13 protein-coding genes and 1 pseudogene are annotated in these 24,854 nt (G+C 59.7%); 11 read left to right on the top strand and 3 right to left on the bottom strand.

All coding sequences use genetic code 11. The features are described 5' to 3' along the window. Positions 1 to 197: 197 nt before the first annotated feature. The 11 genes from helD (at position 198) to B0G52_RS28310 (ending at position 21,367) form a co-directional block, all read left to right on the top strand. Complete coding sequence (gene helD / locus B0G52_RS28360; protein WP_094049644.1) at positions 198 to 2,555, top strand: RNA polymerase recycling motor HelD; 2,358 nt, start codon at positions 198 to 200, stop codon at positions 2,553 to 2,555. After that, positions 2,552 to 4,360, top strand: coding sequence for a DNA helicase RecQ (recQ, locus tag B0G52_RS28355; RefSeq protein ID WP_094049642.1), 1,809 nt, complete (start codon positions 2,552 to 2,554; stop codon positions 4,358 to 4,360). Before helD ends, recQ begins: the two co-directional genes overlap by 4 nt. Before the next feature lie 56 nt (positions 4,361 to 4,416). Beyond that, the gene (locus B0G52_RS28350) at positions 4,417 to 7,485 is read left to right on the top strand and encodes an ATP-binding protein (protein WP_158223910.1); all 3,069 of its coding nucleotides are present in this window, start codon (positions 4,417 to 4,419) and stop codon (positions 7,483 to 7,485) included. Between the two features lie 244 nt (positions 7,486 to 7,729). Beyond that, positions 7,730 to 8,041: a hypothetical protein gene (locus B0G52_RS28345; protein ID WP_094049637.1), complete on the top strand. Its 312-nt coding sequence runs from the start codon at positions 7,730 to 7,732 to the stop codon at positions 8,039 to 8,041. A 27-nt stretch (positions 8,042 to 8,068) separates the two neighbouring features. Continuing rightward, positions 8,069 to 13,354: an InlB B-repeat-containing protein gene (locus B0G52_RS28340; RefSeq protein ID WP_094049635.1), complete on the top strand. Its 5,286-nt coding sequence runs from the start codon at positions 8,069 to 8,071 to the stop codon at positions 13,352 to 13,354. A gap of 43 nt (positions 13,355 to 13,397) precedes the next feature. Beyond that, entirely contained in the window at positions 13,398 to 14,531 is a 1,134-nt protein-coding gene (locus B0G52_RS28335) for a response regulator (protein ID WP_158223909.1), read from the top strand. Positions 14,532 to 14,703: 172 nt separating this feature from the next. Continuing rightward, entirely contained in the window at positions 14,704 to 15,615 is a 912-nt protein-coding gene (locus B0G52_RS28330) for a carbohydrate ABC transporter permease (protein ID WP_094049620.1), read from the top strand. Positions 15,616 to 15,629: 14 nt separating this feature from the next. Next, the gene (locus B0G52_RS28325; protein WP_094049618.1) at positions 15,630 to 16,463 is read left to right on the top strand and encodes a carbohydrate ABC transporter permease; all 834 of its coding nucleotides are present in this window, start codon (positions 15,630 to 15,632) and stop codon (positions 16,461 to 16,463) included. A 104-nt stretch (positions 16,464 to 16,567) separates the two neighbouring features. Next, a complete protein-coding gene (locus tag B0G52_RS28320; RefSeq protein ID WP_094049616.1) occupies positions 16,568 to 17,950 on the top strand; it encodes an ABC transporter substrate-binding protein in 1,383 nt (460 codons plus the stop codon). Positions 17,951 to 18,030: 80 nt separating this feature from the next. Further along, positions 18,031 to 19,803, top strand: coding sequence for a cache domain-containing sensor histidine kinase (locus tag B0G52_RS28315; RefSeq protein WP_094049614.1), 1,773 nt, complete (start codon positions 18,031 to 18,033; stop codon positions 19,801 to 19,803). Beyond that, the gene (locus B0G52_RS28310) at positions 19,778 to 21,367 is read left to right on the top strand and encodes a helix-turn-helix domain-containing protein (protein WP_094049612.1); all 1,590 of its coding nucleotides are present in this window, start codon (positions 19,778 to 19,780) and stop codon (positions 21,365 to 21,367) included. Before B0G52_RS28315 ends, B0G52_RS28310 begins: the two co-directional genes overlap by 26 nt. 37 nt (positions 21,368 to 21,404) lie before the next feature. Here the strand turns inward: B0G52_RS28310 and B0G52_RS28305 are convergent, their stop codons facing one another. From B0G52_RS28305 to B0G52_RS36360, 3 genes and pseudogenes are all read right to left on the bottom strand, one after another. Beyond that, on the bottom strand, positions 21,405 to 22,013 hold the full coding sequence (locus B0G52_RS28305) for a 3'-5' exonuclease (RefSeq protein ID WP_094049610.1): 609 nt from the start codon (positions 22,011 to 22,013) through the stop codon (positions 21,405 to 21,407). A 517-nt stretch (positions 22,014 to 22,530) separates the two neighbouring features. Then, positions 22,531 to 23,838, bottom strand: a complete 1,308-nt coding sequence (gene uraA / locus B0G52_RS28300; RefSeq protein ID WP_094049608.1) for a uracil permease — start codon at positions 23,836 to 23,838, stop codon at positions 22,531 to 22,533. Positions 23,839 to 24,577: 739 nt separating this feature from the next. After that, a pseudogene (locus B0G52_RS36360) lies at positions 24,578 to 24,854 on the bottom strand (hypothetical protein); the annotation flags it as partial.

Genomic DNA, 24,854 nt, shown 5'->3' with positions numbered 1-24,854 from the left:
GGTTTTTTCGAACGATTGCGCAAGTATAAAATCCGCTATCCTTGTCTGAATCGTCTCCGACAAACCGCATTCATCGTCCTGAGGACGCCGAAAGCGGTTTTGCTTGCGTCGTAAGGACGCTTGGAGGAGGTTGCGTTCGGCATCCCTCGCATGTTACAACAAAGAATACGAAGTTTACGCGCAGGGAGTCGAGAAGCATGGAGAACAGTTCCTTATCCCCCCGGGAAGAGGAAGAAAAACGGCTGCTGGCCGTGCTGGAGCAGGTCGGCAGACGGATGCGCAAGGAGCTTGCCGTGCTCGGAGAGAGGCGGGGAGACGTCGTCGGCATCCGTCAGGAATTCTGGGAGGACGTCAGGATGAACTTCTCGGATTCGTCCGAAGTCGCCGAGACGTGGACCAGCATCGTGCAGCAGGCCGAAGTGCTGGCCGAACGGGAGCGCAGCCACCGCGTCGCCTCGGAGGCGGTGGAGCGGTTGACGAAGCAGTTCGATTCGCCGTATTTCGCGCGCATCGATTTCGCCGAGCGCGGAGGGGAGACCGAGGTCGTCTACATCGGCCGCGCTTCCTTGATCGGCGAAGATGGGGAGACGTTCTACGTCTACGATTGGCGGGCCCCGGTGTCCAGCCTGTTCTACGATCATGAGCCGGGACCGGCGGCATATCGCGTTCCGGACGGAGAGATCGAGGGCGAGCTGGAGCTGAAGCGCCAGTTCGTCATTCGCGGCGGCCTGATGAAGCATATGTTCGACACGTCGGAGACGGTCGGGGACGAGATTTTGCAGGCGGTGCTGTCCGAGGGCTCGGATACGGCGATGAAAAGCATCGTGGCGACGATCCAGAAGGAGCAGAACGGCATCATCCGCGACGAGAGGCACAAGCTGCTCGTCGTGCAGGGCGCGGCGGGAAGCGGGAAGACTTCGGCCGCCCTGCAGCGGATCGCGTATTTGCTGTACCGGTTCCGCGATTCGCTGACGCCGGATCAGATTATCCTGTTTTCTCCCAACCCGGTGTTCAAAGGCTACATCTCGCGCGTGCTGCCCGACCTGGGCGAAGCGAACATGCGCCAGATGACGTTCCGCGAGCTGATCGAAGCCCGGCTGGGGCGCCGGTTCGAGGTCGAGGATCTGTTCTCCCAGACGGAAGCGCTGGACGGGATCGACGGAACGCCGGAAGGAGAAGCCCGCGAGCGGTCGGTCAAGTACAAAGGATCGGAGCATTTTTTCATCACGGTCGAAAATTACTTGAAGCGGCTGGAGAAGGAGGGCGTCCAATTCCGCACGCTGCGGTTCCGGGATATGACGATCGCGTCCGCAGAGGAGATCGCCGGGCAGTTTTACGCCGTGCGTGCTTCGGACGGCTTCGCCACGCGCGCGGCGACGGTCAAGCGCTGGCTGCTGGAGCGGCTGAAGACGTGGGTGGAATCGCAGATGGGCGAGAAGTGGCTGGAGGAAGCGGCCGAGCTCGTCGACCAGGAGGACATCCAGCGCGCGTACGTCGACGTTCGCCGCAGCGGCGGCTTCCATGAGGAAGTGTTCGACGACGAGGAGCAGATGAGTCTCAGGCTGAAGCGCCAAGTGGCCGAGGCGGCGATCGCGCCGATCGCCAAGGCGGTGCGCTCCTATCGCTTCATCGACGCCGTCGCGACCTATGCGGTGCTGTTCGAGAGCCGTCCGGCGTTTGCCTCTTGCTCACCGGACGGCATGCTGCCTCAGGGGTGGGATTGGATGAGCTTGCGCATCGAAGAGACGATCGGACGCAAGCGAATCGATCATGAGGACGCGACGCCGCTCATGTACTTGTCGGAAGCGCTGGAAGGCTTCCGGCGCGTCGAAGGCGACATTCAGCACGTGTTCGTCGACGAAGCGCAGGACTATTCTCCGTTCCAGGCGGCGTTCCTGCGCCGCCGCTATCCGCGCGCGCGAATGACTGTGCTGGGCGATTTCAACCAGGCGATCTACGTGCAGTCGCAGGAGAGCGGAGGCTTCGGCGGCTGGACGAGGCTGATGGCGCCCGAGGTGACGTCCGTGCTGCGGCTGACGACCAGCTATCGCTCGACCGAGCAGATCGTGAACTTTACGAAAGGCATTCTGACGCCCGAGGACGCGGCGAATATTGCCCCGTTCCATCGCAGCGGAGAGCCGCCGCGCCTGATCGCCTGCGCCGACCCCGGCGAACTGGGAGACCGCGCATCGGCGGATATCGGGGAACTGCTCGCAAGGGGCCACGGGACGATCGGCGTCATCACGAAGACGGCGAACGAGGCCGCGGACGCGGCGGCGCTGCTGAAGGAGCTGCTGGCGGACGACGTTCCGCTGACGCTCGTTACGGGCGGCTCGGCCGAACTGCCGAAGGGCGTGTCGGTGCTGCCGGCTTACTTGGCCAAAGGAATCGAATTCGACGCCGTGCTCGTCTGGAACGCTTCCTCCAAGCGTTATGGACAGGAGAAGGACCGCAAGCTGCTTTATACGGTATGCACGCGAGCTTTGCACGTGCTGCACGTCTATTGGGAAGGCGAGGCTTCGCCTTGGCTTCCCGCAAAGGGGGACGAACGATGAAAGCGGCCGCGCTTGACGCGCTGAAAACGTATTACGGCTACGACAGCTTTCGCTCCGGCCAGGAGAAGCTGATCGAAGCGATTCTGGACGGCCGGGACGTGCTCGGCATTATGCCGACCGGAGCGGGCAAGTCGATCTGCTACCAGATCCCGGCCCTGCTGCTGGACGGCGTGACGATCGTCGTCTCTCCTCTCATCTCGCTGATGAAGGATCAGGTGGATTCGCTGAACGCGGCGGGCATCGAGGCGACTTATATCAACAGCTCTCTCTCCGCACGGGAGACGAGCGAGAGAATGAGAGACGTGGCGGCCGGTCATTACAAGCTGCTCTATATCGCGCCCGAGCGGCTCGAGTCGGAGCATTTTCGCGCGATGATCCGCCGCCTCGAAGTGCCGCTGATCGCGGTGGACGAAGCCCACTGCGTCTCGCAATGGGGACACGATTTTCGCCCGAGCTACATGACGATCGTCCGCGTGCTGCAGGACATCGATCCGCGTCCGGTCATGGCCGCGTTCACGGCGACCGCGACCGACGTCGTCAAGGACGACATCGTGGAGCGGCTCAAGCTGCGCGAACCGGCGCGGGTGACGACGGGCTACGCCCGCAGCAACCTCGCGATGTCGGTCGTCCGCGGCGCGGACAAGCGGGATTTCGTAGAGAGATATATTAGAGAGCATTCGGATCAAGCGGGCATCATCTATGCCTCCACGCGCCGCGAAGTGGAGAGCGTCTATTCTTTCGTGCGCGGTCTGGGAGTACCCGTCGGAAAATATCACGCGGGCTTAAGCGAGGAAGAGCGGGCCGAGACGCAGGAAGCGTTCCAGCGGGACGACCTGCAGATCATCGTCGCCACGAACGCCTTCGGCATGGGCATCGACAAGTCCAACGTTCGGTACGTCATCCACAACAACATGCCGAAAAATCTCGAAGCCTACTATCAGGAAGCCGGCCGCGCCGGAAGGGACGGCGATCCGGGGGAATGCGTGCTGCTGTTCTCGGCTCAGGACGTCGTGACGCAGAAGTTTTTCATCGAGCAGAGCGAGGCCGACGAGGAGCGCAAGCGCAACGATTACCGGCTGCTCAACGATATGGTCCAGTACGCGCATACGGGAGACTGCCTGCAGCTGGCGATCGTCCGCTACTTCGGCGAGGAGAACGGACAAGCCTGCGGCACGTGCGGCAACTGCACGGATACGCGCGAGAGCAAGGACGTGACCGAGGAAGCGAAGTTTATTTTCGCCTGCATCTCCGAGATGAAGCAGCGCTTCGGCGTCACGCTGACGGCGAAGGTGCTGCGGGGCGCCAACGACGCGAAGATCAAGCAGTTCAACTTCGATCGGCTCCGCTCCTACGGCCGCCTGAAGCATATGGCCGAGAAGCCGCTCGTGCAGCTCATTCACGCGCTCGTGGCCGACGGCTACCTGCGCATGTCGGATACGGCGTATCCCGTCGTCCAACTGATGGAGCCGGTGCTCGCGGTCATGCGCGGAGAAGCGCAAGTCTACCAGAAGGTCGAGCCGGACACCCCTCCGGCATCGCGCAGCCGCTCGCGCGGAAGCGGAAGCGGCTCGTCCGCTCCGGTCGCGAACGCGGAGCTGTTCAACGCCCTGCGCCAACTGCGCAAGAGAATCGCCGATGCCGAAGGACTGCCGCCGTTCGTCATCTTCCACGATGCAACGCTGCGGGAGATGTGCGAGGCGATGCCGGAGACGGAACGCGAGATGCGGGGCGTGAAGGGCGTCGGAGCCGCCAAGTACGAGAAATACGGCAGAGCATTTCTGGAGCTGATTCAAGAGCATCGGTAGCGCACGATCCATATTGAGTCGAAAAGACGGTGAGTCGGGGGATGCGGAAAGACCGGATGATTAGAGTTGCGGGGCTGGCCGTCTTGCTGTGCGCGTTTGCCGCCGCGATAGCTTGGCCGTTCGCGGGCTTGTCGAACGAAGAAGGCAAGCCGCGGGCGAAGAGCGGGACGATCGACTTGCGCGATTGGAATTTTTCCGAAGACGGAGCGGCGAGGCTGAACGGCGAATGGCGGTTCTATTGGAGCGAACTGATTGCGGGAGGCGAGCCGGGCGGACCGGCGGACTACGCCCGGGTGCCGGGGGAATGGGCATCGAACGGCAAGCCCGGACGCGGATACGCGACGTATCGGCTGACCGTCCTGACCGAAGGGGATACCGGTCTGCTGGCCGTGCACGTGCCGGCGATCGCGCCGGCCTACCGGCTCTACGCGGACGGACGGCTCATCGCGCAGGCGGGCAAGGTGGACGCGGATTTGAACGCCGCAGTATCCGCCTATCGGCCGCAGACGGCAGCGTTCGCGCCCGAAGCCGGCGAATTCGAGCTGACGCTGCAAGTCGCGAACGCGCTCTATCCTTCCGGCGGCGTCTGGTTCAGTCTCTCCTTGGGGACGGAAAGCGGCATGGCCGCCACGAAGACGAGAAATACGATCGTCGACATGGCGGTGTTCGGAGGCTGCGCGCTGCTCGGCTTCTATCAGATCGCGGTGTTTCTGTTGCGCCGGGCGGACCGGTCGACGCTGTACTTCGGCCTCTGCTGCTTGCTGGGCGCGACCCGGCTATGGGTCGTCGGCGGCATGTACGCGATCGACGTATTTCCCGGAACGAGCATCGGGACGATCGTTCGGCTGGAGTATTTGGCCTATTACGGCGGAGTGGCGATGGCGGCGCTGTTCGTGAAGGAACTGTTCCCGCAGGAGTACAGCTCCCGGCTCGTCCGCGCGCTTGCCGGCATCGGCGGATTGTTCGCCGCCTCGGCTCTGCTGCTTCCTGTCGGCACGTTCACGGCTTTCATCGATTATTTCAAAGTCGTCTCGCTGCTCGGCTTGGCCTATTTTATCTACGGATTCGCGCTGGCGCTGTGGAGGGGACGCAGCGGGGCCCTGCTCCAGCTGCTCGGCTGGCTGGCTTTCGTGGCCGCGGCTTTCCACGACATTTTGTACAGCAACGGCGTGATCATCTGGGTCGACCTGCAGCTCGTCCCTTACGGCTTCCTGCTGCTCGTCTTCATCGAAGCGCTGGAGCTGGCCAGACGGTTCACGAACGCCTATCGCGTCATTGGAACGCTGTCGGAGGAATTGATCGACCTGAACCGGATGAAGGACGAATTTCTGGCGAATACGTCCCACGAGCTGAAGACGCCGCTTCACGGCATTCTTAACCTGTCCTCGGCGCTGAAGGACGGCAAGTCGGGGCCCCTGAACGTCCAGCAGCGGGAGCAGCTCGAAGTCGTCGTCTCGGTCGCCCGCCGGATGTCCAATCTGATCAACGATATTTTGGACCTGTCCCGTTTGAAGCACAGGGGCATTCAACTGCAGACGAAGGCGGTCGACGTCAGGGCCGTCATCGGCTCGCAGCAGGAAATCTTCCGCAACTATATCGGGGACAAGCCCGTCGCGCTGCGGATGGAATGGCCCGAGGAGCTGCCGAACGCGGTCGCGGACGAAAGCCGCTTGCTCCAGATCGCCTACAATCTGATCGGCAATGCCATCAAGTTTACGCCAGAAGGGGAAGTCGTCGTCTCGGCGGCGTCCGCGGGCGGCAAAGTGGCCGTCTCCGTATCGGACACCGGAATCGGCATACCGGAAGACAAGCGCGAGGCGATCTTCCAGACGTTCGAGCAGATGGGCACGTCGGTCGCCCGGGAATACGGCGGAACCGGACTTGGTCTGGGCATCGCCCGCCGCTTGGTCGAGCTGCACGGAGGGGAGATCACGGTCGACTCCGAGCCGGGCCGGGGCTCCGTCTTCACGTTCACGCTTCCCGTCAGCCCGGTCAAGTCCCCGGAACGGACCGAGCTCCGTTCGCTGCCCGAAACGGACGGCGCGGAGAGATACGGAATTCGCCAGAGCCGGCTGGAGGCCGCTGCGGCTCTATCGCCCGACAGCGACGCAGCGCCGAGGGAGCTCGCGATCCTGGCCGTGGACGACGACCCTGTCAACCTCGTCGTGCTGAGGGCCGTGTTCGCGGACGAGCCATATGAGATCGTAACGGCGTCCGGGGGAGCGGAGGCGCTGGAGGCGCTGGCGAAGGACCGAAGCCGCATCGGGTTGGTCATTCTCGACGTCATGATGCCGGGCATGTCCGGGTATGAGACTTGCCGAAGAATTCGCGAGCAGCATGCGCTGTCGGATTTGCCGGTTCTGCTCACGACGGTGAGAAGCGAGCCCGAAGACGTCATGCACGGCTTCGAGGCCGGGGCGAACGATTACGTCACCAAGCCGTTCCATGCCTATGATCTAAGAGCACGCGCCCGCACTTTGCTGGAGATGAAACGCTCCGCGGAGGAGGCGGTCCGTTCGGAGATGGCTTTCCTGCAGGCGCAGATCAAGCCTCATTTTCTGTTTAACGCCCTCAACACGATCCTTTCCCTCTTGCTGGAGGAGCCGGAAGCCGCCCACGATCTGCTGCTGTATTTAAGCCGATACTTGCGCGGCAGCTTCGACTTCAGGAACAAGGAGCGGCTCGTGCCGCTTCGCAAAGAGCTGGATCTGGCCGAAGCCTATTTGAAGATCGAAAGAGCCAGATTCGGGGAACGGCTGCGCGTTCGCTTCGAGATCGATAGCAGTGCGAATTGCCTGCTCCCGCCTCTGACGATCCAGCCTTTGGTGGAGAATGCGGTGCGGCACGGCGTGACGAAGAAGGAGGACGGGGGAACCGTGACGGTGTCCGTCCGCATGCTGGACGACGCAGCGGTCATCGCCGTCTCTGACGACGGGCCGGGAATGTCCCAGCCGGCGCAGGCCGCGCTCTCGCACGAACGCGAGGAAGCGGGAGGCGTGGGGCTGCGCAACATCCATCAGCGTCTGCTTCGGCAATTCGGCGCGGGGCTGGAGATCGACAGCGCGCCCGGCAGAGGCACGCGGGTAGAGATGACGATTCCATTGGAGCGCGGCATAGAGCGATAGGAAGATAGAAAGATAGACGGAACGTCACGGTTGGTTTATCGGTTTGCGGAGATGAAGAGAGGTATTCCCTTAGGAAAAGAGGCATCTCCTTACGGAGAGCGTTTTCCCTTTGAGGGAGGCCGTCTCTTCTTTTTTTTCGCTATTTTTGGCGCAAACCTGACATGAAGCGCTTTCTTTTCAGTCTGGAGACAGACCTTGCCGTTAATCTGGAAAAGAAAAATGCCGTCCGAGACGAGGTTGGATTATGTCGCGTAAAATGACCCTTTGGATTTTGATTGTCACACAAGCGCTGTTCGTTCTGTTCATCCCCGTATGGCTGTTCCTGGCCGGTATGTCCGTCATGCTGTTCGACGATCCGGACGCGGCAGGCCATGCGACGGTATGGCTTATTTTTATCGCAATCCTGCTGTATCCGGTCGGGCTTCTGCTCGGGATCGTCTTCGGCTGGGTGAAGTTTTCCCGGAGGAGGTACAGGGCCGCGATCGTTTGGAACGCCGTTCCGTGGCTCTGGATCGCGCCACTGGGCGGTTTTCTGCTGTTCGCCAATTTCTCCTGAACCATTCTATTAATCGAGGTGGGTAAAATGAAAGTCTGTGCACGAAAAGCAATCGTTTTTCTGTTGGCCGCAATCGTCGCGTTCGGCGGTTTGCCGATACTGCCCGGATCGGGTGGCGGCCGGGCGTACGCGGCTTCCGACGGCAAGTGGGAGACGGTCGGCAACGCCGGATTTTCGGGGGGCCAGGCCAGCTATTCCGACCTGTTCATCGCGGATGACGGCACTCCATATTTGGCCTACTCGGATGGGCAGAATTCGTATAAAGCTACGGTCATGAAATTCAGCGGAGGCAGTTGGGCTCCGGTAGGCAATGTCGGCTTTTCCGCCGGATCGGTCAGCGGCATCCATCTTCAGGTGGATAATGGAATTCCCTATATCGCTTATACCGACTCCGGGCAGGCCAACAAAATCGTCGTCATGAAATACGACGGGACGAGCTGGACGACTGTCGGAGGCGGTCCGGTGTCGGCCGGCGGTTCCAACTATATGTCGATGTACGTCTACAACGGCGTTCCCTATGTCGCTTATCAGGATCAGGCCAGCTTCTTTAAAGGTACGATGAAGAAATTCAATGGCAGCGGCTGGGATACCGTAGGCGGATTTTTTACCGGAACTCAGGTCAACTCTCTGTCGCTGTACGTGGATAACGGAACTCCCTATGTCGGTTATCAACTGACGCTAAGCAATAATAAAGCGACTGTGATCCGGCTAAACGCCAGCGATGCTTGGGAAACGGTGGGAAGCGGACAGTTTTCGGCAGGTCAGACCGATTATCTGTCTCTCTACGTGGATGCCGGCACTCCTTATCTGGCCTATCGGGATTCGGGGAACGGCAACCGGGCTACGGTCATGAAATACGACGGCGGCTGGCAGGCATTAGGCGGTGCCGGCTTCTCGGCGACTTCGGCCATGTATCTGTCTCTGATCGTCTATGGCGGAGTTCCCTATGTCGCTTTCGCTGACAACAACTATGGCATTACGGTTATGAAATATGCGGGAACCGCCTGGGAATGGATTGGCGGTGCCGCAGCGGGCTCGGGCGGAACCCCTTCCTTGCAAGTCTACGGCGGAACGCCTTATGTGGGTTATCAAGATTACGGAGCATCCTCCAAGGCTACGGTTAAAAAGTGGATGCGGACGGTCGCCTACGACGGCAACGGAAGCGCGGGGGGCTCAGTTCCGGCCGCAGCGACGGGGTACGATAAAAATGCCGTCGTCACGGTGCTGGGCAATAGCGGCGGCTTGCAAAAGCCGGGCCATTCGTTCGCGGGATGGAATACGGCTGCGGACGGAAGCGGGACGGCATACGGAGCGGGAGCGACGTTTGCGATGGGCGAGAACTCCGTGACGCTGTACGCCCAGTGGACGATTAACAGCTATGCGGTCGCCTACGAAGGCAACGGCAGCACGTACGGCGCCGTTCCGGCGGGAAGCTCTCAAGCCTACGGCAGCACCGTTACGGTACAGGGCAATCCGGGCGGCTTGGCCAAAACCGGTCATACGTTCGCGGGATGGAATACGGCTCCGGACGGAAGCGGGACGGCATACGGAGAGGGAGCGACGTTCGCGATGGGCGAGGATGCCGTGACGCTGTATGCTCAATGGACGGCGAACGATTATCCGGTTTCCTACGACGGCAACGGCAGTACGGGAGGGAATGCGCCGGCAGGCGGAAATTACGTTTACGGCAGCTCGATTACCGTACAGGGCAATCCGGGCGGCTTGGTCAAAACCGGCCATACGTTTGCAGGCTGGAACACGGCGGCGGACGGGAGCGGAACGAATTACGCTCCGGCTGCATCGTTAACGATCGGGCCGGCCGGGGTGATTTTGTACGCGCGCTGGACGATCGACAGCTATGCGGTCGCTTATGACGGCAACGGCAGCACGTCCGGCAGCGCTCCTGCGGGAAACAGCTACAACTACGGCAGCATCGTTACGGTACAGGGCAATAGCGGGAGTCTGGCCAGAACGGGCCATACGTTCGCGGGGTGGAATACGGCGGCGGACGGAAGCGGGACGAATTACGCCCCCGGAGCTTCGCTGACCATCGGGACGTCGAACGTGACGCTGTACGCGCAGTGGACGGCGAACAGCTACACGGTCAGCTTCGAGAGCAACGGCGGCACGCCGGTGAACGATCAGACGATCGTATACGGCCAGACGGTTGCGTCTCCGAACGTTCCGACCAGGACGGGCTATACGTTCGCGGGCTGGCACTCCGATTCGAGCTTGCAGACGCCGTACTCTTTCGCGGCGCCCATCGGCGCGGCGAACATGACGCTATACGCGAAGTGGACGATCAACAGCTATCCCGTCGCGTATGACGGCAACGGGCATACGGGAGGCGCCGTTCCGGCCGGAAGCAGCCATGACTATGGCAGCGGCGTTACGGTTCAGGGCAACAGCGGAGGGCTGGCCAAAACAGGCCATACGTTCGCGGGGTGGAACACGAAGGCGGACGGGAGCGGGACCGTCTATGCCGCGGGCGACTCGCTGACCATCGGGACGGAAGGCGTGACGCTATACGCGCAGTGGAGCGTTAACGACTATGAGGTGTCGTACGACGACAACGGCAGCGACGGCGGAACCGTCCCGGCAGGCGGTACGTTTCCGTATGGTACTAACGTGACTGTAAACGCCAATTCAGGCGGCCTCGTCAAGACCGGCCATACGTTCGCAGGCTGGAATACGAAGGCGGACGGGAGCGGAGCGGGATATGCCGCGGCCGACGTTTTCTCGCTTGGAGCGGAAGACGTGACGCTGTTCGCGCAATGGACGGCGAACAGCTACACGGTCAGCTTCGAGAGCAACGGCGGCACGGAGGTAACGGAACAGTCCGTCGTCTTTGCTCAGCCCGTCGTCGAGCCTGCCGAACCGACGCGAACGGGTCATACGTTCGCCGGCTGGCACTCGGACGAAGATTTGCAGACGCCGTATGCGTTCGGAACGCCGATCGGCGCAAGCGATCTGACGCTGTACGCGAAATGGACGATCAACAACTACCGGGTGAGCTTCGACAGCAACGGCGGCACGGAAGTAACGGAACAGTCCGTCGTCTTTGCCCAGCCAGCCGTCGAACCCGTCGAACCGACAAGAACGGGCTATACGTTCGCGGGCTGGCACTCCGATGAGAGCTTGCAGACGCCGTATGCGTTCGGAGCGCCGATCGGCGCAAGCGATCTGACACTGTACGCGAAATGGGACATCAACAGCTATACGCTGGCCTACGACGGCAACGGCAGCACGGGCGGCTCCGTGCCGACGGCCACCGCTTACGACTACAACTCGCAAGTCGTTGTGCCGGGCAACGCCGCAGGCTTGGCTAAGACGGGTCATACGTTCGCCGGCTGGAACACGGCGGCCGACGGAAGCGGAATCGCCTACGCCGCCGGAGACACATTGACCATAGAGACGGAAGGCGTGACGCTGTACGCGCAATGGACGATCAACAGCTATTCCCTCGCCTATGACGGCAACGGCAGCGAGGCGGGGAGCGTCCCTGCCGGAGGCGTCTACGATTACGGCACCGTTATTCCCGTGCCGGACAACGCGGGCGGATTGGACAAGCCAGGCTATACGTTCGCAGGCTGGAACGCGGCGGCGGACGGAAGCGGCATCGCCTATCGGCCGGGCGACGCGTTCCCGATGGGAGACGGGGCGCTGACGCTGTACGCCCAATGGTTAAGCAACAATGCGTTGCTCTCTTTTCTGAGCGTCGATTCCTTCGCGCTGTCTCCGGCATTTTCGCCGTCTCTATTAAACTACGAAGTCGATCTGGATTATCCGGACACCGGCCTGAGTCTATCGTTCTCCCAAGCCGATCCGACGCAGATCGTGACGGTGACGGGAGCCGTCTACCAATCGGTCGCCGGGGCGGTCTATCACTATCGGGCCGACGGGCTCCCGACGGGAACGACCCCGATTCGCATCGGAGTGACCGCGCAGGACGGCACGTTTAACGCGTATACGATCAACGTGAACCGCGAGCCCGGCAACAACGCGGATTTGAGCGGACTGGAGCTGTCCGCTGGATCGCTCTCCCCGGTCTTCGCTGCCGGGACGACGGCCTATACGGTCAACGTCGCGAACGGCGTATCCCGTCTCGTCGTAACGGCGGTCTCATCCGACCCGCTCGCTTCGGTCGCCGTCGACGGGATGCCCGTCGGGAGCGGCGAACTCGGCCCCGAGGTCGATTTGAGCGTCGGCCGCAACGACATCGTTATAGAAGTGACGGCGCGGGACGGCACGAAGAAGACTTACACGGTTGCGGTCTTCCGCGCATCAAGCAGCGGAGGCGGGGGCGGAGGCCCGACGCTGCCGCAGCCTCCGGGCGAAATCTCGTCCGACAACGGCCGGATTACGATCCCCGCCAGTCAGAAGGGCGTCGTCCGCCTGGGCGACGCGATTACGGTCACAATTCCTGCCGGCGCTTCGGGTCAACAACTGAACGTAACGATGACGCAGCAACAAGGCGCGTCACTACCGTCCGGCTCCGTCGCGCTTGGTCCGGTCGTATGGATAACGAGCGATCCGGCCGAACCGCTGCTTCAGCCGGCCGCCGTCTCGCTCGCCTTCGATCCAGCCAAGCTGAAGGCAGGTCAACAGCCAGCCGTATTTGCATACGACGAAGCGGCAGGAACATGGACGAAGCTGGAGGGCGGACAAGTTGCCGGCAATCGGATCTCGGTCGCCGTTAAGCGGCTGCTCCCGGTAGTCGTCCTGGCCGTCGACCGCAGCGGCGAGCCCGGTCCGGAGACGAAACCCGCTGCGCCGCTCGGCGATATCGCCGGACATTGGGCGGAGGCGAAGATCCAAGAGGCCGTCGCCGCTGGCATTGCCACGGGGTATGCGGACGGAACGTTTAAGCCGAACCGGACGGTCACGCGCGCCGAATTCGCCGTGCTGCTGGTCAAGGCGCTGAAGCTGCAAGGAACGGAGGCGTCGCCGGAATTCGCGGATGCGGCGAAGATCGGAGCATGGGCGAAGGAGTCGGTGACGCTGGCGGCGCAAGCGGGCATTCTCAAGGGCTACAGCGATGGCACCTTCCGTCCCGGAGCCGAAATTACGCGGGCGGAGATGGCTGCCATGATCGCTAACGCGATGGGCGGATCTCCGGGGCTTGCTGCCGCGACCGGTTTCGCGGACGACAAGCTTATCCCGCAATGGGCGAAAGCCGCCGTGAACGCCGTGCAGCAGGCCGGACTGATGCAAGGGAAGAGTTCGGGCGCTTTCGACCCGCTCGGCAAGGCGACCCGCGCGGAGGCCGTCGCGGTTCTGCTGAATCTATTGGAATGGCAGCTTCCGGAATGATAGAATCGAAACGAAGATAATGCGGACGGAAGGAGGGACGGACATGCTCAGGGTAATCGCGGTCGACGACGAGCTGCCCGCGCTCAGAAGAGCGGGAAAGCTGCTGGAAACGTTCGAGGGCGTGCGCGTGGACGGGCTGTTCGACAAGGCTCAGGCGTTTCTGGAGCATGCGTTGACGGCGCCCGAGCCGATCGATCTCGTGCTGCTGGACATGGAGATGCCCGGCATTCACGGCCTGGAGCTGGCAAGAAGGCTTCGCGACATCCGTCCCGAGGTTCAGATCGCCTTCCTGACCGCCTACGAGGAATATGCCCGGGACGCTTTCCAGGTAGAGGCTCTCGATTATTTGCTGAAGCCGATCATGCCCGAGGATCTGGAGCGCGCGCTCGGTCGGGCCGCCAAGCGGGGAGAACGAACCGGCTCGGCTCGGGAGTCCGCTTCCCGCACAGGCGTATCCGTACGCAGCTTCGGTCCCTTCAGCGTCGAAGACGAGAACGGCCGGCCGATTCGGTTCCGCAACTCCAAGGGCAGGGAGCTGCTCGCGCTGCTGCACGCGTACCGGGGCCGGCCCGTCGGCAGAGCCCAACTGACGGACGGGTTATGGTTCGGCCGCGACGCGGACAAGACGCAAGCCAATCTGCATTCGACCGTCTACCAGCTGCGCAAGGATCTCGAAGCATGCGGGCTGGAGAACGCGATCGAACAGTCGAAGACGGCAGGCGGCAGCTACGCTTTGCGCTGGGATGTGGCGTTCGACGACGTAGCCGCTTACGAGGAAGAGCTTCGGCGCTTTCGCGAGACCGGTTCGCTGACGCCGCTCATGCGCGCCGTGCAGCTCTACGGGGAAGGCTATCTCGCCGGCAGCGGATACGAGTGGGCCGCCCCGCGCCAAGCGGAGCTTGAGCTCGAATTCGTCGGGCTGCTCGAAGCGATGGTCGACGCCTACGTCGGACAAGGGCGCTACGAGATCGCCTTGAACCCGCTGCAGAGATGGTCGCAGCTGCTGCCTCTGAGCGGCAGGCTCCACGCGAAGATGATCGCCCTCCTGCTCCTGATGAATCGGGATAAGGACGCTCTCGCCTACCACGAGCTCGCGCAGGAGCTGATGGACGGGGAAGACGAAGCGTCCGAATTGAACTACGCCTCCATCTCGGCGAACCCCGCCTCGATGTTCTGAACCGACGAACGCCTCCGCTTAAGCGCGGGGGCGTTTTTTTATGCTCCGCTCAACCCTGTCGCCTCTCCCCGAAAGTAAAAATATTTTCAAATCGGTCAGAATCTGCGCTTATTCGGCCCTCCCCGTCTTCGGTAAGATAAGCTCAGAACCAGATGAAGATGGGGTGCATTCGATGGCCAACACGCCAACCGTCAGAAAAAGAAGCTCGCGCGTCCTGCACGAAACCGCGGCCGGATACGCGTTCATCGGGCCGATGTTCATCGGGCTGCTCGTATTCACGATCGTCCCGACGATTCTGTCGGCGATACTGAGCTTCTCGGAATGGAGCTTTATCGCCGGCATCGACAAGATCAAATTCGTCGGCTTCTCGAACTATGCGAAGCTATTCGACGACGACGTATTCCTGCTGTCGATGAAAAACAATCTCGTGCTGCTGATCGCGGTGCCGATCCAGATCGTCGTCTCCCTGCTGATCGCGGTCGTCGTCGACCGGCTCGTCTATTTCAAGAGCCTGTTCAAAGTCGTTTTTTTCCTCCCGTACATCTCGAGCATCGTCGCCGTGGCGATCGTGTTCCAACTGCTGTTCCATCCGTCCTACGGGCCGATTAACAGCTTCCTCACGGCAATAGGCGTCGACAATCCGCCGAAATGGCTGGCCGACATCCACTACGCGCTACCGTCGGTCATGATCATCCTGATCTGGATCGGCATCGGCTTCTGCCTGATCGTCTATCTGGCGGCGCTGCAGTCGATTCCGCGGGACCTGTACGAATCGGCCGACATCGACGGAGCGGGCGCATGGACGAGATTCAGCCGGATTACGTTTCCGCTCGTGTCGCCGACGACCTTTTTCCTGCTCGTGACCGGTCTGATCAGCTCGTTCAAGTCGTTCGACATCATCAAGGTGCTGACCGAAGGGCGGCCGGCGAACTCGACGTCCGTCATCACCTATTACCTGTACACGACGGCGTTCGAGAACTTGAAGACGGGCTACGCGTCCTCCATCGCCTGGCTGCTGTTCGGATGCGTCCTCCTCATTACGCTCGTGCAGCTCTACGGGCAGAAAAAATGGGTCAATTACTAGGAGCGGGGTGACTTATGCGCTACAAATATATAGCCGGCAGAGCGGTCGCGACACTCTTGATGCTGATTGCCGGAGTCGCGTTCGTGCTGCCGTTCGCCTGGATGATCTCGGCGTCCGTCAAACCGGAAATCGACGTGTTCAAATATCCGATCGAATGGATTCCGAAGCAATGGATGGCGTACGACAATTATCGCGAAGTTTGGTTTGGCGAATATCCTTTCGTCACTTATTATTGGAATACGATCAAAGTTACCGCGTTGACGACCGTCGTGTCCGTCGTCGTATCGTGCATGGCGGCTTACGGCTTCTCGCACGTCGAGTTCAAAGGACGAAACGCGCTGTTCGTCGTCGTGCTGATGACCTTCATGATTCCGAGCGCGTCCATTCTCGTGCCGCAGTTCATGATCTTCCGCTGGCTGAACCTGTTCGACACGCACCTGGGACTCATCTTGCTGGGCTCGTTCAGCGCGCTCGGGACGTTCATGATGCGGCAGTTTTTCCTCGGCATTCACAAGGATTATCTGGACGCGGGCAGAATGGACGGGGCCGGACACGCCCGCCTCTTCGTCGGCATCGCGATGCCGCTCGTGCGGCCGGCGATCGCGACCTATGCGATCCTGCGGTTCATCTGGACGTGGAACGACTACGCCAATCCGCTCATTTTCCTGCGCAGCGACGCGCTGTCGACGATCCAGCTCGGCATCCAGAAGTTCGCATCCGAGAGCGGCGTCTATTATTCTCTCATTATGGCGGGCACGGTGTCGGCCATCCTGCCGCTGATTGCGATCTTCGTCGTCGGCCAGAAGCAGGTTATCGAAGGCATCTCGCTCGGCGGGGTAAAAGGGTAAAAATTTTTCGCAACAAGTCAAATATGTGACTCTGACACCTCTGTATTACATGATAAGTTAAAAATGTAAGTTTAAGTGCTTTCATATACGAGGAGGGCGTACACATGACAAGAAAATGGCTATCGGCGGCCGCGGCAGCCGCACTGGCGACCGGCGTGCTGGCCGGCTGCGGCGGCAACGAGAACAACGGAGCATCGCCGAGCGAAAGCGCGAAAGCAAGCCCGAGCGCGGCGAGCAGCCCGTCCGCGAGCAGTTCGGAACCGGCCAAAGAGCCGGTCAAGATCAAGTTTCTCGGCTGGGAGAAGCCGTCGGTGTTCCAGCCGGCGATCGACGACTTTCAGCAGAAAAATCCGGATATCAAGGTCGAGTACGTGCCGCTCGTCGAGAACGACTCCGTCGAATCGATGAAACGGATGGACGTCATGTACGCATCGGGCGAAGCGTTCGACGTGTTCACGCTCAGCTCGGCGACCGCGTTCGCGCAGCGCGCCGTCAGCGGCATGCTGGAGCCGCTCGACGATTACCTGGCGAAGGAAGGCGTCAGCTACGAGGACGAGTACAAGGCGGAGCAGCAGAAGATCGACGGCAAGCGGTACTCGCTGCCGGGGAAATTCGGTCCGTGGTTCATCCTGCTGAACAAAGACAAGCTGGACGCGGCCAATCTGGCCGTGCCGACAAGCTGGACTTGGGACGAATTCCGCGACTACGCCAAGAAGCTGACCGAGGGAGAAGGGCCGAGCAAAGTGTACGGCGCGCACTTCCACGAGTGGAAGGATTACTTCCTGCTGAACATGTACAGCCAGCCCAAGGATCAAGGCATCATGAAGGATGACGGCCTGACGCTCAACGCGGACAATCCGTTCATGAAGAAATCGCTCGAGCTGCGCTACGAGATGGAGTACACGGACAAATCCGCGACGCCTTACCAGGACGTCATCACGCAGAAAATTCCGTACCGCGACCAGTTTTTCCAACAGAAAGCGGCGATGATGCCGACGGGACCGTGGATGGTCGCCGAAGCGGGCGGCACGGACAAAATCCCGGCCACCTTCGTCTCCGCATTCGCGCCGTGGCCGACGAACGCCCCGGGCGACGAGAGCTACTCCTTCGGAGGAGCGGACCCGCTCGTCATGTCGTCGAATTCCAAGCACAAAGAGGAAGCCTACCGGTTTCTCCGCTATCTGTCGACGGAAGGCATCGCGTTCACGAAGCAGTTCTCGGCCTGGAAGAAATCCGACATCTCCAAGGAAGTCGACCAGATCGTCGCCGCCACGCCGTCTCCGGATAAGATCGACAAAGCTTCGCTGATCAACGTCCTGAACGTGACGAAGCTGCCTACTCCGCCGATTACGGTATCCTACGCCGGCGACCTGGAGAAGGCATACATCGCGGAAGCGGACAAATACATGCTGGGGCAGGCCGACATCGATTCGACGATCGCGGGCGTTCAGGCCAGCTTGCAGAAAATTATTGATGCAAACAAGTAAGCGGAATTTTATAATGACGAGGAGGATGCCCGAGGGCATCCCCTTTGCCGTCTTATCGCGGCGCGCAGGAGGACCGGGACATGCGATATCCGTTGCTGAGCTGGAGACAGAAATTGATCCTTACATCGCTGCTCTGCCTGGTCGTGCCGTCCGTCATTACGCTTGTGATGCTCGGCCTGTACGCCAAAAACGAATTAAAGGTCAAAGCGGTCGAAAAGGCGGAACAAGCGCTTGAGGTCGCCGAGCTGTATACGTCAAACATCATGCAGGACATGGTTAACGCGTTCAACTCGATCCAATACGACAGCGAGACGATTACCGATCTGCGGGTCGCCTGGAACAAGTACAAGCAGGACGGCACGGGCAAGGTCGATTTTTTCTCGTTTAAGCGAATCGCCGAGAAGCTGGACCGCATCACTTTTTTCGGGGGCCATACGTACGTGACGATTTTGCTGCCGGACGGCCTCTACTTCACGAACTACTCGACGTACAACAACGATCTGAGCTTTATGTACGAGGAGCCTTGGATGGCGGAGCTGTCCACGGAGCCGACGAACCTGACGAAATGGCTTGGCACGCAGCCGAACTACGTCAAATCGGATACGGAGAAATATCCGAACCTCGTGACGATTATCCGCAAGTTTCAACTGTACAACAATCGCGACAACGCTTACATCATTCTGAGCAAGCCGGAAAACCAGTTCCGGCAAATTTTCTCCAAGTACGACGGAGATCCGGTGCTTATGCTGCTGGACGCGAACGGAACCGTCGTCTCGCACAGCGACGCCGCGCAGATCGGGCTGGCCGCCCCGCCGCGAACGTCGTTCGACGCTTCCTACGAGTTCGTCGATTGGAACGGCTCCGAATATTTGTCGATCGGGCATGCGCTTCCGTTCGCCGGATGGAGCTTGCGCAGCTTAACCCCTTACGAGAACGTGATCAGCAACATTGGCAGTCTGTTTAACCGCTTTTTCGTCGTGCAGATCGCTTTTTTCCTTCTTTTCGCGTTGCTTCTGTTCTACTTTCTGAATCAATGGACGAAGCCGGTGATGAAGCTGGCGCGCACGGCGACGAAGGTGGAAAAAGGCTTTCTCGACGAACGATCCGGAGTGGACGGGGGTCACGAAGTCGGCTATTTGGGACTGGCCTTCGACCGCATGCTCGACCGGATTCAGGAGATGATCGTCCGCGTCGAAGAGGAGCAGACCCGCAAGCGCATGGCCGAGCTGGAGCTGCTGCAGGCGCAGATCAATCCGCATTTTCTGTTCAACACGCTGAACTCGATTCGGATGCAGGTGATTCTGAAGGGCGAGGAAGAGATCGGAGGCATTATCGGCTCGTTGTCCACGCTGCTCAGAATGACGATCAACCGCAACAACGAATTCATCCCTCTTCACGAAGAGGTCGCCACGATCGAGCATTACATGCAGTTGATGAATTTCCGCCATCACGAGAAAGTGGAGCTGAAGATCAATCTGGCCTCGGACACGCTGCTGATCGCCATCCCGCGCTTTACGCTGCAGCCTCTTGTCGAGAATGCCTATATTCACGGGCTTCGTCAGAAACGGGGAGTGATTCGGATTACGGCTTGGAGACAGCCGCCCTATCTGCTCGTGGAGATCCAGGACGACGGAACGGGCTTGGACGAGGAGAAAATGGCGAGCCTCCGCAGCGGAGCTCCGGTGTCCGGCATCGGGTTGAAGAACGTCAAGGAGAGGCTGCAGATTTTGTACGGAAGCTTGTTCGAGATGGAGATGACCAGCGCGCCAGGAATTGGAACGACAATCACGCTGAGAATTCCGCTGAAGCAGAAGGAGGAGACCGACTATGTACAAAGCGATACTGGTGGATGACGACGTGGCGGTGCTCGAATTTCTGAAGAAGCTTATCCCGTGGGAACGGCTCGGCTTCGAGCTGGCGGGCGAATATACCGACGCCCTGGACGCGGTTCGGGCCTGGGAAGGACGATATCCGGAGCTGATCGTGACCGATATCGGCATGCCGGGGTTGGATGGGCTGAGCTTCATTCGACGTGTCCAAGCGGAGGAGGCGAAAAGCCGCTTCGTCATTCTGAGCTGCCACGACGAGTTTCATTACGCGCAGCAGGCCGTACAGCTCGGCGTCCAGGACTATCTATTGAAGGAGACGCTGACTCCGGAGAGCATCGCCGACATAGCGGCACGGGTAAAGGCAAGACTGGACGAGGATCGCCGGTTGAAAACCGAGGTCGACCGGCTGCAGAGCCAAGCGAACAGAAGCCAATCCGCCGCCAAGGAGAAGTGGCTTCGCGATCTGCTCGCCTCGCCGTACGCGGACGACCAGACGGTGCTTGGCCGGCTTGCGGAGTACGGCTTAAACGCGGAGTTCGGCCAATTCCTTCCCGTTCTGTTCCGCGCGTATCGCTATCGGGAAGCGATCGGCCGCTACCGCCAGGAAGAGGCCGTCAAGTTCATCGCGGAGAACGCTGCCGAGGAGCTGCTGCGCGAGGAGAAGAACGCGTTGTTTCTCGGATTTTCCGGGCAATCGTTTTTTCTGCTGCATGCGTTCAAGAAAGATCTCGCTCGCAATCCTTACGACGAAGCGGCCGCCGTCGCGGCCAAAGTACGGCAGGCATTCGCCCAGGTGCTGAAGCTGGACTATTCGGTTGTCGTCGGAGAGACGGCCTGCGGGGGAGCGGAGCTCAAGCGGCGGATCGCGGATTTGCTGGAAGCGGGAGATCGGCTGTTCTACTCGGACGGTCCCATCGTCGCGAAGGCGGCAGAGCTGCGCCGGGAGTTCAATGCGGAAGATCCGTTCTCTTATCATTTCGAATACGCGGAGCGGTTCAACCGGCTGCTGCTGGAAGCGGGAGGAGACGTCGGACCGACGGCGGACGCATTCGCGGGTTTTCTGGCCGAGAAGAGGTTCCAGCCCTCGAACGTCAAGCAGATGGTATGGAAGCTGGCGCTCGATCTGCTGCTTAAGCTGAAGCTCGGCATGGCCTACGACAAGGAGAAGCTGCAGCAGGACATCGGGCAGATCACGCATATCGGGGAGCTGCGGGATTGGCTGGTTGGGTTTCTTCGGGAGGCGGTCGCCGAGGCCGAACGGATCGCCAAGAAGAGCAAGAAGACCGAGATCGTCGACGCTCAGAACTATGTGCGGCTGCATCTCGGCAAGAAAATTACGCTGGAGGAAGCGGCGGACCACCTTCACTTGAATCCGAGCTATTTCAGCCGGCTGTTCAAGAAGGAGACGGGAGAAAACTTCATCGAATTCGTCAATCGCTCGAAAATGGAAAAGGCGAAGGAACTGCTGGGGGGAGGAGCGGGCAAAACGGTAGAAGAAGCGGCTCTGGCTCTCGGATACGACAACAAGAGCTATTTCATCAAGCTGTTCAAGCAGCATTTCGGGCTTCCGCCCGGACGGTTCCTGTAAGCCGGAGCCTCCGGGCGCTTGTCTTTCACTCGGGGCGTCAAGCGTACTTGATCTGGACAGGCACCAGATTGGCCTGCTTCGGGCTCCACTTGGGTACGCCGTACTTCGTCATATAGCCGAGCGTATTCAGATACGGCTTCACGCTGTTCTCCTCGTTCATCTTCTCCAGCAGCTTCCAGCACGCGATAATATCGTTGAGCGATCGGTGCGCGCCTTCCAGGGCGATGCCGTAGCGGTCGCACATGTCTTTCAGGTTATGAGGGTATGTATGCCGGTCGCGGGCAATCGTCAGCGTATCGAGAAAATCGTTGCTGAACGACCGCTTCGCGAATCTCATCAGCGCATGATGCAGAAACCCGAGGTCGAACAGGGCGTTGTGGGCGACGATAACGCTGTCTCCTATAATCCGGTTCAGGATGCGGAAGGAAGTCTCCTCATCCATCCCGTGAACGAGATCGGCGGACGTGAGGCCGGTGATCTCCGTAATTTTCGGCGCCAGCGTTCCTTCGAACCGGACCAGCGTCTGGAATTGGCTGACGATCTCCCCGCCGTAGCAGCGGATGGCCGCCACCTCGATGACGCGGTCGCGCGCCGGATCCAATCCGCTCGTCTCGAAATCAAGCACGGTTATATTGTCCAGTCTCACTGCAATTTCCTCCCCGCAAATGCGAATAAGCTCATATAATGCCGAATAACGGATGATACTGTCATCCCTACATTACCATAATTCGCCTTCGAATATCTAACCCGAAATAATAACGCCACTTCCCTTAACGCCAGCTCCTAATGAGCCCTCCTACACAAGCCTCTACACTTGCCAAGCCTCACGCTGCCAAGCTTCATGACCGCCAAGCCTCATGCCTGCCAAGCCTCAACCCACCAAGCCTCAAGCCCGCCAAGCCTCAAGCCCGCCAAGCCTCATGACCGCCAAGTCCCCACCCGTCAAGCTCCACGCTGCCAAGCTTCATGACCGCCAAGCCTCATGCCCTGCCAAGCCTCAATTCGTCAAGCTTCATTGCCTGCCAAACCTCGTGCCCACCAAGCCTCAACCCACCAAGCCCTCGAGCCCGCCAAGCCCCCTCACCCGCAAGCCGACCGACACGAAAAAACCGCCAAAGGGCACATTGCCCTCCGACGGTTCGATCCTTCTAACTTTAACATGACTAGTGTTTCGTCGTGTCTACCGCGTCGTCGCTTTCGTTGGACATTCTTGTCAACTCGAACAGCTTAAACAACAGGCTGAAGACGATGGCGACGACCGTAGCCAGTGCCATACCGGTCAACTCGAAGTCTCCCGACTTGATCTTGAGTCCGCTCAAGCCAGTGACGAGTACGATCGTGGTCAGGAACAGGTTGGTCGGTTTGCTGTAATCGATCTTGGATTCAACGAGCATCCGCAAACCGGACGCTGCGATGATCCCGAACAGCAGCAGCGAGATGCCGCCCATGACCGCGACCGGGATATTGGCGACGAGCGCCGAAAACTTGCCGAGGAAGCTGAGTATGATGGCAATGACTGCCGCTCCGCCGATGACGAATGTGGAGTAGACACGCGTCATCGCCAGTACGCCGATGTTTTCCCCGTACGTCGTGTTCGGAGTCGCCCCGACGAAACCGGACAGCATCGTCGATAGTCCGTTTCCGAGCATCGAACGGTGCAGGCCTGGATCTTTGGATAAGTCCTTCTCCACGATGTTGCCGGTCACGATGAGATGGCCGATGTGCTCGGCGACGACAACCAGCGCAGCCGGTACGATCGTCAAGATAGCCGCCCAGTGGAATACCGGAGCCGTGAACGTCGGAGAGTCGAACCAGTTCGTCTCGTCCAGGAAACCGAATTTGATTTCTCCCATCAAGTACGCAAGCACGTAGCCGAAGACGATACCGATCAAAATCGGAATAATACGCATGAAGCCGCGGAACAGCACGTTGCCCAGAATCGTCACCAGCATCGTCGCGACGGAAATAATGACCGTATTCGCGTCCATTGTCCATTCGGCGTCGCCTGGGGGAGCGATCCATCCTGCCATCTGCGCGGCGACCGGAATCAGCTCCAGGCCGATGACCGCGACGATCGCGCCCATGGCCGCCGGAGGGAATACGACATTGATCCATCCGGTTCCGGCATATTGGATCAAAATCGCGATCAAGGTGAACACCAACCCAGCCGCGATAAATCCGCCCAGTGCCGCCGCATAACCGTCGCCTTCGGAGGCGTACATGCCGATAACGGCGCCCGCCGGCGAGATAAAGGCGAAGCTGGAGCCGAGGTAGGCGGGAATTTTGCCTTGGCAGATCCACAGGTACAGCAGCGTGCCGATGCCGTTCATCAGCAGGCAGACCGCCGGGTCCACGCCGAGGAGGTTCGGGACAAGCACCGTGGAGCCGAACATCGCGAACAGATGCTGCAGGCTCAACGTCAAGCTTTGCCCGATGGGGGGTCTCTCATGAACCCCGATTGCGCGTCTCATAGTCTGTTTTCCTCCAAATAATCGTCTGATCTTTCGAGATTTTCCTTGTTGATTCTACATACAAGTCCGTTCGTTTGACAAGCGTTTTCTTTAGGACCAGTCAAGTTTCGTTCTAGCCCTCTCAATGAGCTGCCAACGGCATCATGGCATCTATTATTCGCAGCGCCTTCATTTTCGTTATTTGCCATGGATCATCGGATTTTTCAATGTCACGAATCGTCGCTGCTTCTCTGCGGATAGAAGCTCTTTTCCCCGCTTTTTACGGTATCCCGTTGGGTCAGGGAACTCTTGCGCCTTAAGTATGATCCTTTCCGAGTTCGCGCCTTTTTATCGGTATCCCGTCTAGTCAGTTCGCGTTGCCTCGACCTATCGCTTTTTTCTCCCTTTTGTCGCTATCCCCTTCCGTCAGTTCGTTCTATTTCCACCGTTCTCATCGTTCGTTTTCTCCCCTTTTGCCGGTATCCCGTTGGTTCAGTATGGACTATTTCTCATCCGAGATCGATATATCGCTTAGTCTCCTTTTGCCGGTATCCCGTTAGCTCAGAAACCTGATCGACTAACATTAGCGAAGAGACTATCCCGTTCGGTCAGTTGATGTATTTCGTGCTATTTATGAATTTCACACTGATTCGCCCTTGAGAGTATCCCCGTCGCTCAGTACAAATCCAAATTGTTGGAAAACTGGGCTTTTTGAAATTTATGGGAAGCTGTTTGCAAACGCACAGAAGAGAAGGGAAGATTACCCAAGTTTAAGTGATTGTTGCCGTGAGGCTCGAGTTAATCGGTTAGAGCGGGAACCGCCGGCAGTCTTAGTGAGCTCCGGGTAGGTGATTCTAGAAGAATGGATGCAATCGGCGAGTAATTGAACGTAGAGGGTGGATCGGCCGCGATTGTAATAATAGCAAAATTGATCAAGATACGCCTGCAGGTGCTTAGGACCGATGCCCAGGAACGTTCGGCCAATCCACCAAGTCACATCGTACCCCATCCACGCGAGCTTTTTATTCATATCCCGT

The organism is Cohnella sp. SGD-V74 (assembly GCF_003001675.1).
In the GTDB taxonomy this organism is placed as follows: domain Bacteria; phylum Bacillota; class Bacilli; order Paenibacillales; family Paenibacillaceae; genus Cohnella.
Note: the sequence above shows the minus strand (reverse complement) of the source record. Positions and strands in the feature narration are given on the sequence as shown.

Coding starts and splice junctions, on each gene's coding strand:
- helD (WP_094049644.1), top strand. CDS start 198: ATGGAGAACAGTTCCTTATCCCCCCGGGAAGAGGAAGAAAAACGGCTG.
- B0G52_RS28350 (WP_158223910.1), top strand. CDS start 4,417: ATGATTAGAGTTGCGGGGCTGGCCGTCTTGCTGTGCGCGTTTGCCGCC.
- B0G52_RS28325 (WP_094049618.1), top strand. CDS start 15,630: ATGCGCTACAAATATATAGCCGGCAGAGCGGTCGCGACACTCTTGATG.
- B0G52_RS28320 (WP_094049616.1), top strand. CDS start 16,568: ATGACAAGAAAATGGCTATCGGCGGCCGCGGCAGCCGCACTGGCGACC.
- uraA (WP_094049608.1), bottom strand. CDS start 23,838: ATGAGACGCGCAATCGGGGTTCATGAGAGACCCCCCATCGGGCAAAGC.
- recQ (WP_094049642.1), top strand. CDS start 2,552: ATGAAAGCGGCCGCGCTTGACGCGCTGAAAACGTATTACGGCTACGAC.
- B0G52_RS28310 (WP_094049612.1), top strand. CDS start 19,778: ATGTACAAAGCGATACTGGTGGATGACGACGTGGCGGTGCTCGAATTT.
- B0G52_RS28345 (WP_094049637.1), top strand. CDS start 7,730: ATGTCGCGTAAAATGACCCTTTGGATTTTGATTGTCACACAAGCGCTG.
- B0G52_RS28340 (WP_094049635.1), top strand. CDS start 8,069: ATGAAAGTCTGTGCACGAAAAGCAATCGTTTTTCTGTTGGCCGCAATC.
- B0G52_RS28315 (WP_094049614.1), top strand. CDS start 18,031: ATGCGATATCCGTTGCTGAGCTGGAGACAGAAATTGATCCTTACATCG.
- B0G52_RS28330 (WP_094049620.1), top strand. CDS start 14,704: ATGGCCAACACGCCAACCGTCAGAAAAAGAAGCTCGCGCGTCCTGCAC.
- B0G52_RS28335 (WP_158223909.1), top strand. CDS start 13,398: ATGCTCAGGGTAATCGCGGTCGACGACGAGCTGCCCGCGCTCAGAAGA.